The organism is Candidatus Pelagibacter bacterium nBUS_28, assembly GCF_051200915.1.
In the GTDB taxonomy this organism is placed as follows: domain Bacteria; phylum Pseudomonadota; class Alphaproteobacteria; order Pelagibacterales; family Pelagibacteraceae; genus Pelagibacter.
In genome coordinates this window covers 897,791-912,280 of sequence record NZ_CP172844.1, presented here as the reverse complement: position 1 = coordinate 912,280, position 14,490 = coordinate 897,791, and the positions used below count along the sequence as shown (strand labels likewise).

At 27.9% G+C, this 14,490-nt stretch carries 15 protein-coding genes; 12 read left to right on the top strand and 3 right to left on the bottom strand.

Annotated elements, in window-relative coordinates; genetic code table 11:
- Positions 1 to 10 precede the first annotated feature (10 nt).
- On the top strand, positions 11 to 1,042 hold the full coding sequence (gene prfB, locus ACIJYC_RS04910) for a peptide chain release factor 2 (RefSeq protein ID WP_435168106.1): 1,032 nt from the start codon (positions 11 to 13) through the stop codon (positions 1,040 to 1,042).
- Positions 1,039 to 3,462 (top strand): hypothetical protein, encoded by a 2,424-nt coding sequence (locus tag ACIJYC_RS04905; protein WP_435165057.1) that lies wholly within the window; start codon positions 1,039 to 1,041, stop codon positions 3,460 to 3,462. The genes prfB and ACIJYC_RS04905 overlap by 4 nt, the downstream gene beginning before the upstream one ends.
- Here the strand turns inward: ACIJYC_RS04905 and tyrS are convergent.
- A complete protein-coding gene (tyrS, locus tag ACIJYC_RS04900) occupies positions 3,459 to 4,688 on the bottom strand; it encodes a tyrosine--tRNA ligase (protein WP_435165054.1) in 1,230 nt (409 codons plus the stop codon). The two genes, ACIJYC_RS04905 and tyrS, sit on opposite strands and share 4 nt — an antisense overlap.
- Positions 4,689 to 4,735: 47 nt before the next feature.
- Here tyrS and ACIJYC_RS04895 point away from each other — a divergent pair, with 47 nt between their 5' ends.
- A complete protein-coding gene (locus ACIJYC_RS04895) occupies positions 4,736 to 5,884 on the top strand; it encodes an anhydro-N-acetylmuramic acid kinase (protein ID WP_435165051.1) in 1,149 nt (382 codons plus the stop codon).
- On the opposite strand, the gene ACIJYC_RS04890 is transcribed toward ACIJYC_RS04895, so the two are convergent.
- Positions 5,881 to 6,525, bottom strand: coding sequence for an alpha/beta hydrolase (locus tag ACIJYC_RS04890; RefSeq protein WP_435168104.1), 645 nt, complete (start codon positions 6,523 to 6,525; stop codon positions 5,881 to 5,883). The two genes, ACIJYC_RS04895 and ACIJYC_RS04890, sit on opposite strands and share 4 nt — an antisense overlap.
- A gap of 150 nt (positions 6,526 to 6,675) precedes the next feature.
- Between ACIJYC_RS04890 and ACIJYC_RS04885 the strand changes: the two genes are divergently transcribed.
- The 9 genes from ACIJYC_RS04885 to ACIJYC_RS04845 all read left to right on the top strand — a co-directional run bounded on the left by ACIJYC_RS04885 (position 6,676) and on the right by ACIJYC_RS04845 (position 13,072).
- Positions 6,676 to 7,101, top strand: a complete 426-nt coding sequence (locus ACIJYC_RS04885; protein ID WP_435165048.1) for an Rrf2 family transcriptional regulator — start codon at positions 6,676 to 6,678, stop codon at positions 7,099 to 7,101.
- 3 nt (positions 7,102 to 7,104) lie between these two features.
- The gene (gene sufB / locus ACIJYC_RS04880; RefSeq protein ID WP_435165045.1) at positions 7,105 to 8,547 is read left to right on the top strand and encodes a Fe-S cluster assembly protein SufB; all 1,443 of its coding nucleotides are present in this window, start codon (positions 7,105 to 7,107) and stop codon (positions 8,545 to 8,547) included.
- On the top strand, positions 8,548 to 9,282 hold the full coding sequence (gene sufC, locus ACIJYC_RS04875) for a Fe-S cluster assembly ATPase SufC (RefSeq protein ID WP_435165042.1): 735 nt from the start codon (positions 8,548 to 8,550) through the stop codon (positions 9,280 to 9,282).
- Entirely contained in the window at positions 9,282 to 10,520 is a 1,239-nt protein-coding gene (gene sufD / locus ACIJYC_RS04870) for a Fe-S cluster assembly protein SufD (RefSeq protein WP_435165039.1), read from the top strand. Before sufC ends, sufD begins: the two co-directional genes overlap by 1 nt.
- A complete protein-coding gene (locus ACIJYC_RS04865) occupies positions 10,517 to 11,734 on the top strand; it encodes an aminotransferase class V-fold PLP-dependent enzyme (RefSeq protein ID WP_435165036.1) in 1,218 nt (405 codons plus the stop codon). Before sufD ends, ACIJYC_RS04865 begins: the two co-directional genes overlap by 4 nt.
- Positions 11,734 to 12,198, top strand: coding sequence for a Fe-S cluster assembly sulfur transfer protein SufU (sufU, locus tag ACIJYC_RS04860; RefSeq protein WP_435165033.1), 465 nt, complete (start codon positions 11,734 to 11,736; stop codon positions 12,196 to 12,198). Before ACIJYC_RS04865 ends, sufU begins: the two co-directional genes overlap by 1 nt.
- Positions 12,199 to 12,200: 2 nt before the next feature.
- Positions 12,201 to 12,500 carry an SUF system Fe-S cluster assembly protein gene (locus ACIJYC_RS04855; RefSeq protein ID WP_435165030.1) on the top strand — a complete coding sequence of 100 codons (300 nt, stop codon included), beginning with the start codon at positions 12,201 to 12,203 and terminating at the stop codon, positions 12,498 to 12,500.
- Positions 12,500 to 12,835 carry a HesB/IscA family protein gene (locus ACIJYC_RS04850; RefSeq protein ID WP_435165027.1) on the top strand — a complete coding sequence of 112 codons (336 nt, stop codon included), beginning with the start codon at positions 12,500 to 12,502 and terminating at the stop codon, positions 12,833 to 12,835. Before ACIJYC_RS04855 ends, ACIJYC_RS04850 begins: the two co-directional genes overlap by 1 nt.
- 66 nt (positions 12,836 to 12,901) lie before the next feature.
- A complete protein-coding gene (locus tag ACIJYC_RS04845) occupies positions 12,902 to 13,072 on the top strand; it encodes a hypothetical protein (RefSeq protein ID WP_196242554.1) in 171 nt (56 codons plus the stop codon).
- A gap of 7 nt (positions 13,073 to 13,079) precedes the next feature.
- Here the strand turns inward: ACIJYC_RS04845 and glnA are convergent, their stop codons facing one another.
- Complete coding sequence (gene glnA, locus ACIJYC_RS04840; protein ID WP_435115617.1) at positions 13,080 to 14,486, bottom strand: type I glutamate--ammonia ligase; 1,407 nt, start codon at positions 14,484 to 14,486, stop codon at positions 13,080 to 13,082.
- Positions 14,487 to 14,490: the final 4 nt, after the last annotated feature.

Below are 14,490 nucleotides of genomic sequence, written 5' to 3'. Positions count from 1 at the left end.
GTTAAGGAGTATCTTTGAAAAAAATAATATTCATTCAAAACTTGAGGCATTAAACACTAAAATGTTAGAAGCCAATTTTTGGCAAGATAAAGACAATTCTAAAAAAGTAATTAAAGAAAAAAAGCTGTTTGAAGATCTATTAAATACCTACAAGGTTTCAATAGAAAAACTTTCAGATTTAGATGAATTAAGTGAGTTAGCATTAGAGGAAAAAAACGATTCTGTACAAAAAGAAGTATTTCAAAATCTTAAAGAACTTAGAACTTTAGTAAAAAAAAATGAAGTTAAATGTTTTTTATCAAACGAAGCAGATTCACTTGATTGTTATATAGAAATACATGCAGGCGCTGGGGGCACAGAAAGTCAAGATTGGGCAGAAATGTTAAGAAGAATGTATATGAAATGGGCAGATCAAAAAAATTTTAAATCAAATTTAATTAGCGAACATAAAGGAGATGAAGCTGGAATAAAATCATCAACAATTAAAATTGAAGGTGATTATGTTTTTGGTTGGCTTAAAAAAGAGTCTGGAATACATAGACTGGTCAGAATTTCTCCATTTGACTCTGGAGCAAGAAGACATACAAGTTTTGCAAGTATATGGGTATATCCAGTTGTAGATGAGAATATTAATATTGAAATCATTGAAAAAGATTTAAGAATTGACACTTATCGATCTAGTGGAGCAGGTGGCCAACATGTTAATACAACTGATAGCGCTGTAAGGATAACTCACCTACCATCTAAAATTGTTGTTCAATGTCAAAATGAGAGATCTCAACATAAAAATAAAGAAACATGTATGAACATGTTAAAAGCAAGATTATATGACTATGAAATTAAAAAAAAAGAACAGGAAAATCAAAACACAGAAAACTCTAAATCTGAAATTGGATGGGGTCATCAAATAAGATCATATGTTTTACAACCCTATAGACTTGTAAAAGATAATAGAACTAATTTTGAAAGTACAAGCCCAGATAAAATATTAGATGGAGATTTAGATGGATTTTTAGAACAATCTTTATATCAAATTAAATGAAAAAAAAAATTACAACATACACATTGATAGTATTAGGAATTTTTGTTTTATTAATAACTTATTTGAGTACGGTAGGTATTGAAACTGAGAAATTTAGCAATCAAATTCAAAATCTAGTTAAACAAAAAAATGATAAATTTGATGTCAGCTTAAAAAAAATAAAACTCACTCTAGATCCTTTAAATTTTAAAGTTAATGCAAAAACAATTGATGCAAAAATAACTTCTAACAACAAGCCAATTGAACTTGAGTATATCCAAACTCAAATATCACTAAATTCGTTAATTAAAAATCAATTAGTTGCTTCACAAATAGAAATATCAACTAAACCAATTTTACTTAAAAACTTTGTATCATTTATAAGGTCTATAAATAATAGACCTGAATTATTTATTTTAGAACGATTTATTAAAAAAGGATATTTAATAGCAGATTTAAAATTTAATATTGATGAGTTTGGCGCACTCAAAAATGATTATAAGGTTAATGGGTTATTAAAAGAAGGTGAAATTAGTGTTTTTAAAAAAAACAAAATAGAAAAAATAAATTTTATTTTTAATATTGAAGAAAATAATTTTAATTTTAAAGACATTAGTTTTGATACAAATAACATTAATTTCTTTTCTGATAGATTAGATATAAATAAAGATAAAAAAAATTATTTACTTGATGGATCATTAAGAAATAAAAAAGCTGTTTTAAACGATCAAATACTTCAAGTAATCAAATTAAAATATCCACAAATTGATTTAATAAATACAGAATTTGAGTCTAAAAATGATTTTAGATTTGATATTAATGATAAGTTTAAAGTTAAGAATTTATCAATAAATTCAAGTATTTTAATTAATAATTCTCAGTTAAAAAGAAACAATTTAATAGATAAAAATATTATCGAGATTAATGAATTTATTGATTTAAAAGATCATGAGCTAAAAGCATCTTATGCAAACAAAAAATTATTAATTGAGGGAAAAGGCCAAGTTAAACTACAAAACAAATTTGAACTTATTAATTATAAAGTAAATAATAATGGCTCTAATTTAAATTTAGTATCAAATATTGAATTAAGTGAACTAGATATTAAAAATCAAAATTTAATTAAAGAATACTTACCTAAAACAAAGGATACTTTAAATCTTAAAGATCATAAAATTCAAATAAATTATCAAGATAATATTTTGGCATTAGAAGGTTTTGGTCAAATAAAATTTGAAAAAAAATTAAACCAAATTAAATATTTTCTTTCAACAAAAGATCAAAAATACAATTTTAAAACTGATTTAGAAATTAATGACACACCAATCAAAATAGATTTTATTAATTATAAAAAAAATAAAAATTTAAATTCTCAGTTAAAAATTAATGGAAATTATAATAAAAAATCTGGGCTTGATTTAAAAAAAATTAGTCTTTTATTAAAAAATAATAGCCTGATAGTTAATGATTTAAAAATAGATAGAAATAATAAATTAGTAAAAGTCGATAAAATCGTCTTAGATTATTTTGATAATGATGACTTGAAAAATAAATTTATTATTAATAGAACTAAAAACAATAATTACGAACTTAAAGGATCGTTTTTAAACGCTGATCCCATCATTACAAACTTATTAGAAAGTAAAGATGACCAACAACTTAATATTTTTAAAGAAAATATAAAAATATCTTTAAATGTCTCTGATGTTTATCTTGATAAGAGTAATGTTATTAAAAATTTAAAAGGTAAACTTCAGATTATAAATAATAAAGTAAATCAGGCTGATATATCTGCGCTATTTGATAATAATAAAAATATAACTTTTTCAATAAACACTAAAGATGATGAAAAAATTACTACATTATTTTCATCAAAAGCTAAACCACTTGTAAAAAGATACAAGTTCATAAAAGGTTTTGAACATAGTGATGAAGGTTATTTAGATTTTTATTCTTCCAAAAATAATGGTATTTCGAAATCAAAATTGATTATTGACAATTTTAAAGTCAAAGAAATTCCTGCTTTAGCAAAGATACTATCTCTCGCTTCTCTTCAGGGAATAGCAGATTTGCTAACAGGAGAGGGTATTAGATTTACAGATTTTGAAATGAATTTTACCAATAAGGGCAAACTTATGACGATTGATGAATTATATGCAATTGGTCCAGCTATATCTATTTTAATTGAAGGTTATATCGAAGAAGATAATTTAATTAGCTTAAGAGGCACATTAGTTCCTGCAACCACAATTAATAGATCTATTGCTTCAATTCCTTTAATTGGAGATTTGCTTGTTGGAAAAAAAGTAGGAGAGGGAGTTTTTGGAGTAAGTTTTAAGGTGAAGGGACCTCCAAAAAAACTGGAAACAACTGTAAATCCAATAAAAACATTAACCCCAAGATTTATAACTAGAACGTTAGAAAAGATTAAAAAAAACTAATCTAATTCAATTTTTAAATGTCTTTTTTTTCCAATAGAAAGTTTAAGATAGTTTTCATTAAAAAATTCATTTGTAACTATTAATTTTTCATCAGATATAATTTCATCATTAATTTTTACAGCTTTACCTTTAATCAATCTTCTTATTTCACTTTTAGATTTTTCTAATTTAGAGAGAATAACTAGATCAATTATATCTAATTTATTATTGATATTTTTTGAATTTATCCTGATAGAAGGTAAGTTTGAACCAAGTGAATTACCTGAAAATGCTTCTTTTGCAGCTTGTTCTGAATTCTTTGCTGCATCTTTACCATGAAGCATAGAGGTCGTTTCATTAGCTAAAAGTATTTTTAAATCATTAATATTATCATTTTCAATTTTTTTAATATCTTCAATTTCTATATCAGTAAAATTTTTTAAAAATTTTACTACGTCTCTATCATCAGTATTTCTCCAAAATTGCCAATAATCGTAAGCTGATAAAAATTTTTCATCCAACCAGATTGCACCATTTTCAGATTTTCCCATTTTAGCTCCTGTGGCCAAAGTAATTAATGGTGTAGTAAGACCATAACTGTGTTTATTTGAATATCTTTTAATAAGTTCGACACCATTAACAATATTTCCCCATTGATCAGATCCACCAATTTGTAAAGTACAATTTTCTTTTTTACTTAGTTCTAAGAAATCATAAGCTTGCAAAATCATATAATTAAATTCCATATAACTTAGTGATTGTTCTCTATCTAGTCTCAATTTTACACTATCAAAAGTTAACATTCTATTAATTGTAAAATGTTTACCAATATCACGAAGAAATGAGATGTAATTTAAATCTTTAAGCCATGTGTAATTATTTACAAATATAGGTTTTGTTTCTGGGTTGTCATTATCTAAAAATTTTTTTAATATATTTTTTATATTCTTAATATTTTTTTCAATTTCTTCTTCACTCAATATCTTTCTGGTTTTATCTTTTCCAGAGGGATCACCAATTCTTGTTGTGCCTCCACCCAGTAGTACAATTGGTCTATGACCATTTTTTTGTAATAACCTAAGACACATGATTTGTAATAAGCTGCCAACATGCAAACTTTCAGCAGTACAATCGAATCCAATATATGCTTTAATTTTTTCCTTATCCATTAAACTGGATAATTCTTCCTCATTTGTACATTGATAGAAGAAACCTCTATCTTTAAATTCTTTTAAAAATTTATTCATAAGCTTATAGTTACACAATATACAAATTTTTATTAAAAAGAATATCAATGAAAAAAAAATTATATACAGCTATTGGATTAATGAGCGGAACATCAATGGATGGTGTTGATGTATCATTAATTAAATCAGATGGATTCAATCAATTAATCAATGTTTTAGATGAATATTTTGAATATAATAAAATATTGCATAAAGAATTAATTGAATTAAGAAATTTAATTTTAACTATCGATGATTTAAAGCTACACGCTAATAGAATAAAGGAACTAGAAAGAGAAATTACTCTATTTCATAGCAAAATTGTAAGTGAAATATCATTAAAATATAAAGATGAGATTGATTTGATAGGTTTTCATGGGCAAACAATTTTTCATAATCCTGATCAAAAAATTTCTAAACAACTGGGGGATGGAAAATTAATGTCTCAATTGGTTAATAAGAGGGTTTTTTATGATTTTAGACAAGAAGATATAGCTAATAAAGGTGAAGGGGCACCACTAGCTCCAATATTTCATAATTTATTATCAAACAATATAAATGAAAAATACTCAATAAACTTTCCTGTTTGTTTTCTTAATATCGGTGGAATTTCAAATATTACCAAAATAATAAAAAAGGATGAAAAATTAGAGAAGAATTTGGAAGCTTTTGACTCAGGTCCTGGCAATTGTATGATTGACGAATGGGTTAGAAAAAATTCAAAAAATAATTTTGATAAAAACGGTTTAATAGCAAAATCTGGTAAAATAGATCAATTAATTTTAAATCAAGTAATTGATAATTTTGAATTAAATAGTTTTGATAAATCTTTAGATATAAAAGATTTTAATATTTCATTTGCAAGAGGACTATCATTAGAAGATGGTTGTGCAACAATCACTAATTTTACTGCATATCTTATAGCCAAAGGAATTGAGTATGCTAATGGGAATAATGCTGATCCAATAAAATTTTTGGTTTGTGGAGGAGGAAGAAAAAATGATTATCTTATCAACAGTATTAAAAGTTATTTATCACACAAACAAAATATAAGTTTAAATTCTATTGATAATTATAGTTTAAATGGAGATTATATCGAGTCACAAGCGTTTGGATATCTTGCCATAAGATCATTTTTAAATTTACCAATATCATATCCAAAGACTACTGGTTGTGTGACACCCACAGTTGGTGGTAAGTTAGCTCAAAATATTTAGTAAAGAGCAGTTTCTTTTTTTATGTATTTATCAAGACTTTGAATTAAAGACTCTTCTGTTTTTGAAAAAAAATGATTAGCATCAGGTACAGATTGAAATTCGACCTTAATACCTTTTTGAGCACTTAATCTTTTATCTAGTTCGGTAATATATTCCAAAGGAACTAGCTCATCTTTTTTTCCATAAATCATTAATCCAGATGTTGGACATGGAGATAAAAAAGAAAAATCATAAACATTTGGTTGAGGAGAAATTGCTATAAATCTATTAATCTCAGGTCTTCTCATTAATAGTTGCATAGCAATTAATGATCCAAAAGAAAATCCTGATACCCAGCATTGAGAGTTATCAAAGTTTTCTCTTTCAAGCCAATCCAATGCAGCTGCGGCATCAGCAAGCTCACCTTGTCCATTATCAAACTCTCCATCACTTTTACCAACACCTCTAAAATTTACTCTACATACTGAAAAATCATTATCCATAAATGTATGAAAAGTATCTACTACAACTTTATTATTCATAGTTCCTCCATATTGAGGATGAGGTTGCAATACTAACGCAATTGGTGATGTATTTTTTTTACTTTTATAATATTTTGCTTCGAGTCTTCCAGCTGGTCCAGGGATAAATATTTCTAAAATTTTGTTGTCCATATACGATATTGATTATTATTCTCAAAAAAAAACTACGTTTATCATAAGTGAGCGACAATATGTTAGTTTTTTTATTGCAATCTATACTTGACCGTTTTAGTCAGGTATGTATAAAAATGCTCAATTTAAAAGGGTAAAATGAAACTAACATCAAAAGGTAGATATGCCGTAATGGCATTAGTTGATCTTGCAAGATTTGACAGTATTAATCCTGTTTCACTAAGAGATATCTCTTTGCGCCAAGGTATTTCACTAGATTATCTTGAGCAGATTTTTTTAAAGTTAAAAAAAAATCAAATTGTACAAAGTATCAGAGGAACACAGGGTGGATACGTTCTCTCTAAAAAACCTAATGAAATAAAACTCACAAATATTTTTCATGCTGTTGATGAAAAAGTAAAAACTGTACAATGTAAAAAAGAGTCTAAAAAAGGGTGTAATGGCAAAGCCACAAAATGTTCAACTCATAATCTTTGGGATGAACTTGAGACACACATTAACAGTTTTTTTGAAAAGAAAAGTTTAGAAGATTTATTAAAAGATAATAACGATCAAAGAATTTAAAATATGGATAATAGACAAAAAGAAATTGATAATTTAAAAGATTATAAATATGGTTTTTCTACTGATATTGAAAACACTCGAGCTCCTAAAGGCTTGAATGAAGATGTAATAAAATTTATCTCAAATATTAAAAAAGAGCCACAATGGATGCTTGATTTTAGATTGAAAGCATTTGAAAGATTTAAACAATTAAAAGAACCTGATTGGCAAAAACCAAAGTATCCAAAAATTGATTATCAGGATTTATATTATTATTCAGCACCAAAAAGTATGGATGATAAACCTAAAAGTTTAGATGAACTTGATCCGAAACTTTTAGAAACTTATAAAAAACTTGGTATCCCCCTTCAAGAGCAGGCTAGATTAAATGGTATAGCTGTTGATGCTGTATTTGACTCAGTCTCAGTGGCTACAACTTTTAAAGAAGAGTTGACTAAACAAGGAATAATTTTTTGTTCTATGTCAGAAGCTATCCAAAAACATCCTGATCTAGTTAAAAAATATTTGGGCTCTGTAATTCCTACAACAGATCATTTTTTTGCAACTCTAAACTCAGCAGTTTTTACAGATGGTTCATTTGTATATATCCCAGAAGGAGTAAAATGTCCGATGGAACTCTCTACATATTTTAGAATTAATGCTTCAGAAACTGGTCAATTTGAAAGAACATTAATTATTGCTGATAAAGGAAGTTATGTTAGTTATTTAGAAGGATGTACTGCACCAATGAGAGATGAGAATCAATTACATGCAGCAAATGTTGAATTGATAGCGCTTGATGATGCTGAAATAAAATACTCAACAGTTCAAAATTGGTATCCTGGAGATAAAGACGGGAAGGGAGGAATTTATAATTTTGTAACTAAAAGAGGTTTGTGCAAAGGTAAAAATTCTAAGATTTCATGGACCCAGGTAGAAACTGGCTCCGCAATAACTTGGAAATATCCAAGTTGTATATTGAAAGGGGATAATTCAGTTGGAGAATTTTATTCAATCGCAATTACGAATAATCATCAAAAAGCAGACACCGGAACTAAGATGATACATCTAGGCAAGAATACAAAAAGTAAGATTATATCTAAGGGAATTTCAGCTGGAAATTCTGACATGATGTATAGAGGGTTGGTAGATATATCTTCTAAAGCCGATAATTCTCGTAATTTTACTCAATGCGATTCTTTATTAATGGGTAACAAATGTGGTGCTCACACTATTCCATATATAAAAAACAAGAATCTTAAATCAAATATTGAACATGAGGCAACGACATCAAAAATAAGTGACGAGCAGTTATATTATTGTAATCAAAGAGGTCTAAATCAAGAAGAGGCAGTCAGTTTAATTGTTAATGGGTTTTGTAAAGAAGTGTTACAACAGCTCCCAATGGAATTTGCTGTAGAAGCACAAAAATTAGTTGGAATCAGCTTAGAAGGGAGCGTTGGTTAAATGCTAAACATAGAGAATTTAAAAGCAAAAATTGACAATAAAGAAATATTAAAAGGACTAAACTTAAATATCAATCCAGGAGAAGTTCATGCAATTATGGGCCCTAATGGATCAGGTAAAAGTACACTATCTAATATTTTATCTGGAAAAAAAGGTTACGAAGTTAATGGAACAGTATCATTTGAAGGAGAAAACTTACTCGAATTAGAAACTGAGGAGAGAGCTCATAAAGGAATATTTTTAGCATTTCAATATCCTTTAGAAATTCCAGGAGTTAATACAAATACTTTTTTAAAGACTTCAATTAACGCAATTAAAAAGGCTAGAGGAGAAAAAGAATTAGATGCAATTGAATTTTTAAAATTAATAAAGCAAAAATCATTAGAGTTAAAATTTGATGAAAAAATATTAAGCAGACAGTTAAATGTTGGATTTTCAGGAGGAGAAAAGAAAAAAAATGAAATTTTACAAATGTCTATTTTAGATCCAAAATTATCAATATTAGATGAAACAGATTCTGGTTTAGATATTGACGCTTTAAGAATTGTTTCTGAAGGAGTTAATTCATTAAGAAATAATAAAAAATCTTTTTTAATTATTACTCACTATCAAAGATTATTAGATTATATCAAACCTGACTTTGTTCATGTTTTAAAAAATGGACAAATTATTAAATCTGGAGATTATGAATTAGCAAAAGAATTAGAAAAAGTTGGATACGAGGATTTTAATTAATGGAAAATAATATTAAAATAAATTTTGAGAATTATTTAAATAAAAAAAATTTCTCAAGTTCTCAAAAAGAAATAAAAGAGATAAATTTTAATAATTTTATTAAAAATGGATTTCCTAACAAACGAATTGAAGATTGGAAATTTTCAGATCTAAAACAAATTATTACAACTAACTTTGAAAATATTGATTTTTCAAAAAAAGAGAAACAATCTAATATTGAAGCGAATTTCAAATTAGACTTAGAACATAATAAAATTGTTTTCATCAATGGTACTATTTCAAAGATAGATTTTAGTTATGAGGATGAAAAAAAAATAGTTGTAGAACAAAATCCAAATTTAGAAAAAGAATTAAGCGAAAACTCGTTATTGAATTTAAACACTGCCTTCGTTTCTAATTACACTAAAATTTTAGTTAAAAGTGGTTATCAATTTAAAAAACCGTTGATATTATTCAATTATTTATCAAATGATTTAAACAACATTGGTTTAAATACTAGAGTGGATATTAATTTAGAAGACGACACCTCATTAAATATTATCAACATATCAAATGAAAATTTGAATAATAATTTTTTAAATTTTAGACAAAAAATTAACATTGGTAAAAATTCTATTCTTAAAAACTATAGTTTAGATATTAATAAAAATTCAAATTTTAAATATTCTTTTAAAGATATTAACTTAGAAAAAAACAGTCATTTGGAGTATTTTATTTTATCTAAAGGGTCAAAGTTTTCAAAACATGATATTAACTGTTCTTTAAATAACGAATACGGTTCAGTTGTTTTAAATGGAATAATAGATTTAAATGATGAAAGACATCATGAAATCAAAACTAAAATTAATCACAACGAAGAAAATTGTAAAAGTTATCAATTAATTAAGAGTGTTTTAAATGATAATTCTAAAGGTGTTTATCAAGGTAAGATATTTGTGGATTCTAAAGCACAAAAAACTGATGGCTATCAATTAAGCAGAGCATTATTGCTTAGTGATGAAGTTGAATTTAATGCAAAACCTGAATTAGAAATTTATGCTGATGATGTTAAGTGTTCTCATGGCTCAACATCTGGAAACATTGATGAAAATTCAATTTTCTATTTAATGTCTAGAGGTTTAAGTTATGAACAATCAAAGAAATTGTTAACCAATGGTTTTTTAAATGAGGTTATTGAAAAAATCACAAACGAAGATGTTAAATCTTTATTAAAAAAATTTATAGGTATAACAGAATGAATATTGATAAAGTAAAAAAAGAATTTCCAATTTTTAATGAAAAAATTCAAAACAATGATTTAGTTTATTTAGATAGCGCTAATTCTTCTCAAAAACCAAAAGTTGTAATAGATAGAATTAATGAATTTTATACTAAACAATTTTCGAATGTTGGAAGAAGTGTACATTATCTTGCTGTAGCTGCTACTAATTTATATGAAAATACAAGAACTTCAGTCCAAAGATATATTAATGCAAGAGATAAAAATGAAATTGTATTTACCAAAGGTGCAACTGAAGCTCTTAACTTAGTTGCAAATACTTTAGGTCAAAATTATTTACAAGAAGGTGACGAAATTCTTATTACTGAGCTAGAACATCATTCTAATTATGTTCCATGGCATTTTTTAAGAAAATCAAAGAATATAAAAATAAATTTTGCCGAAATTAATGAAGAGGGAGAAATTACAATAGAAGAAATTGAAAAACAAATAACCTCTAAAACTAAAGTAATCTCAATTACACATCTATCAAACGTAACTGGAGCTATTCTTCCTATTAAAGAGATTACACAATTAGCACATTCTAAAGGAATTATTGTTGTAGTTGATGGATGCCAAGGAGCACCACATTTAAAATTAGATATGCAAGACTTGGATTGTGATTTTTACGCAATTTCTTGTCACAAAATGTACGGTCCAACTGGTTTGGGTGTTTTATACGGTAAAAAAAAATGGTTAGAGGAACTACCGCCATATCAAGGTGGGGGTGGAATGATCAATGAAGTCAAAAAAGATAGAATTTCCTATGGTGATTTGCCCAATAAATATGAGGCAGGTACTATGGCTACCGCTCAAGTAATTGCGTTTGATCAATCTATTAAATTTTTAGAAAGTATCGGTATTGATAATGTTATGAAGCATGAAGCTGAACTCGTTGAGTATGGACAGGAATTATTGCAAAAAAATAATTCAGTGAAATTACTTGGAAATCCAAAAAACAAAGGTGGAGTTTTGTCTTTTACTATTGAAGGAATTCATCCACATGATATCGCAACTATATTAGATGAAGATGGAGTAGCGATTAGAGCAGGACATCACTGTTGTCAGATTTTACATGACAAATTAAATATACCAGCAAGTGCAAGAGCTTCTGTTGGAATTTATAATACTAAAGATGATTTAGATAAACTTAACGACTCTATAAATAACTGTAAAAAAATATTTAACCTATAATGAATTTAAAAGAATTATATCAGGAGATAATTTTAGAACATGGAAAAAATCCAAGAAATCTTCGTAAGACAGATGATTTCAATAAAGATGCTAAAGGACATAATCCTTTGTGCGGGGATAATGTTCATGTTTATCTTAAATTAAATGGACAACGAATAGTTGAAGACATTTCATTTGAAGGAAGTGGATGTGCTATCTCAATGGCTTCTGCCTCTATTATGACTGACTTAATTAAAGGTAAAAATGAGAGTGAAGCTAAAGAAATCGTTGAAGATTTTCTTGGTATGATTAAAGAAAACCCTGAACTTACATCAGAAAATTTACTTGAAGATGAAAAAACAAAGTTAATGTGTTTGTCGGGTGTAAAGCAATACCCTATGAGAGTTAAATGTGCTACACTATCATGGCATACATTAGTTTCTGCTTTTGAAGAAAAAACAGATCTGGTTAAAACAGAGAATTAAAAATGACGAAGAAAGATCAAATTATAGAAGAGATTAGAAAAATTTATGACCCGGAACTACCTGTTAATATTTATGAGCTTGGTTTGATATATGATGTTCAGGTTGAAAATGATAATCATGCAAAAATTAAAATGACTTTAACTACTCCAAATTGTCCTGTTGCAGAGAGCTTGCCAAAAGAAGTCAAAGATGGAGCAATGCAAGTTGAAGGAATAGATAATGTTGATCTTGAATTAGTTTGGGATCCTCCTTGGAACAAAGATATGATGTCAGAAGCTGCAAAATTAGAATTAAATTTATAATGAATCCAATCATAAAACTAAGTGATAACGCTGCTCAAAGAATTAAAGAAATCATGTCTAATGCAGAAAAAAATTCTCTAGGAGTTAGGGTTTCTGTAAAAGCTGGTGGTTGTGCAGGCATGTCTTACGTTATGGAATATACTAAAGAAGTTAATCCCAATGATGAAGTTATAGAGGAAAAGGGTGTTAAAGTTTTTGTTGATTCAGCTGCAATTATGTATCTTCTAGGAACTGAAATGGATTATAAAAAAGAAGAATTATCCTCAACTTTTGTCTTTAATAATCCCAATGAAACTGAGCGTTGTGGGTGCGGAGAGTCCTTTAAAATAGAATAGGCTATATTGTCCTAATATTTGCATATCAGTATTGCATTTCTTGCATAACTAGTGTAAGTATCTTATATGAACACATTTGAATTTAAAAACCTTGTTAAAAACCTTAAAAATTCTTTAAAGCAAAGAACTTTTTTTAAAGATCTTCGTAAAGAAGTAGAAACTGGTGCCAACGGCACACAGGACTACGTTGTTAAAAAAGGTGTTAACAAAGATACAATTGCAACAACTAGACAGTAATTAATTACTAGCTACTGTAATACATCTCAAACTCAACTGGATGAGGTGCATGTTCAAATTTATGTATCTCTTCAAACTTAAGTGCAATGTAGGCATCAATTTGATCATCTGTAAATACACCGCCCTGAGTTAGAAACTCTCTATCTTTATCTAAACTTTCCATAGCTTCTCTTAAAGAGCCACATACAGTTGGAATAGCACTAACTTCTTCTGGTGGTAATTCATATAGATCTTTGTCAAATGATTCACCTGGATGAATTTTATTTTTAATTCCATCAAGTCCAGCCATCAACATTGCGGCAAAAGTTAAATAAGGGTTTCCAGAAGCATCAGGAAATCTTATTTCACATCTTGCACCATTTTTACTTAGAGTAATTGGTATACGACAAGATGCAGATCTATTTCTTGCAGAGTATGCTAGAAGAACTGGCGCTTCAAAACCAGGTATTAATCTTTTATAACTGTTTGTCGTTGAGTTAGCAAAAGCATTTATTGCCTTAGCATGTTTTAAAATACCACCAATATAATGAAGAGCTGTTTCTGATAATCCAGCATAAGCATCACCTGAAAATACTGGTGTACTTCCTTTCCAAATAGATTGGTGGATGTGCATACCTGAACCGTTATCACCTGCAACAGGTTTAGGCATGAAGGTAGCTGTTTTACCAAATGAGTGCGTCACCATTTGTACAACGTATTTATATAACTGAACATTATCAGCTTGATCAACCAAAGTTCCAAAATACATACCAAGTTCATGCTGACTAGGAGCTACTTCATGATGGTGTTTTTCAACTTTAATTCCAACCTCTTTTAAGTTTTTTAAATACTCACCACGCATATCTTGTTCACTATCAACAGGAGGAACTGGAAAGTACCCACCTTTAACTGGAGGTCTATGACCCATGTTGCCATTTTCATAAACTTTACCAGAGTTGTATGGACCTTCTTTGCTGTCTAGAATAAATCCAGTATTGTTAGGGTCATTACTAATTCTTACATCATCAAATACAAAAAATTCAGGTTCTGGACCAAAAAAAGCTTTATCCCCAACACCTGATGATTTTAAATACTCTTCAGCTTTTTTAGCAGTTCCTCTTGGATCTCTTTCGTAAGGAGATTTCTTAACAGCATCTAAAATATCACAAAATAGAACTAGTGTATTATGTGAAGTAAAAGGATCCATAATCATTCTTGATGTGTCAGGTTTTAAAATCATGTCAGATTCGTTAATAGCTTTCCAGCCAGCAATTGATGACCCATCAAAAAATACACCTTCATTTAGCATTTCATCATCAACAATTGTTACATCCATTGTTAAATGTTGAAGCTTACCTCTAGGGTCAGTAAATCTTAGATCTACGAATTCTGCTTCTTTTTCTTTTATAAATTTTAAAACATTTGCTGCGCTCATTTTG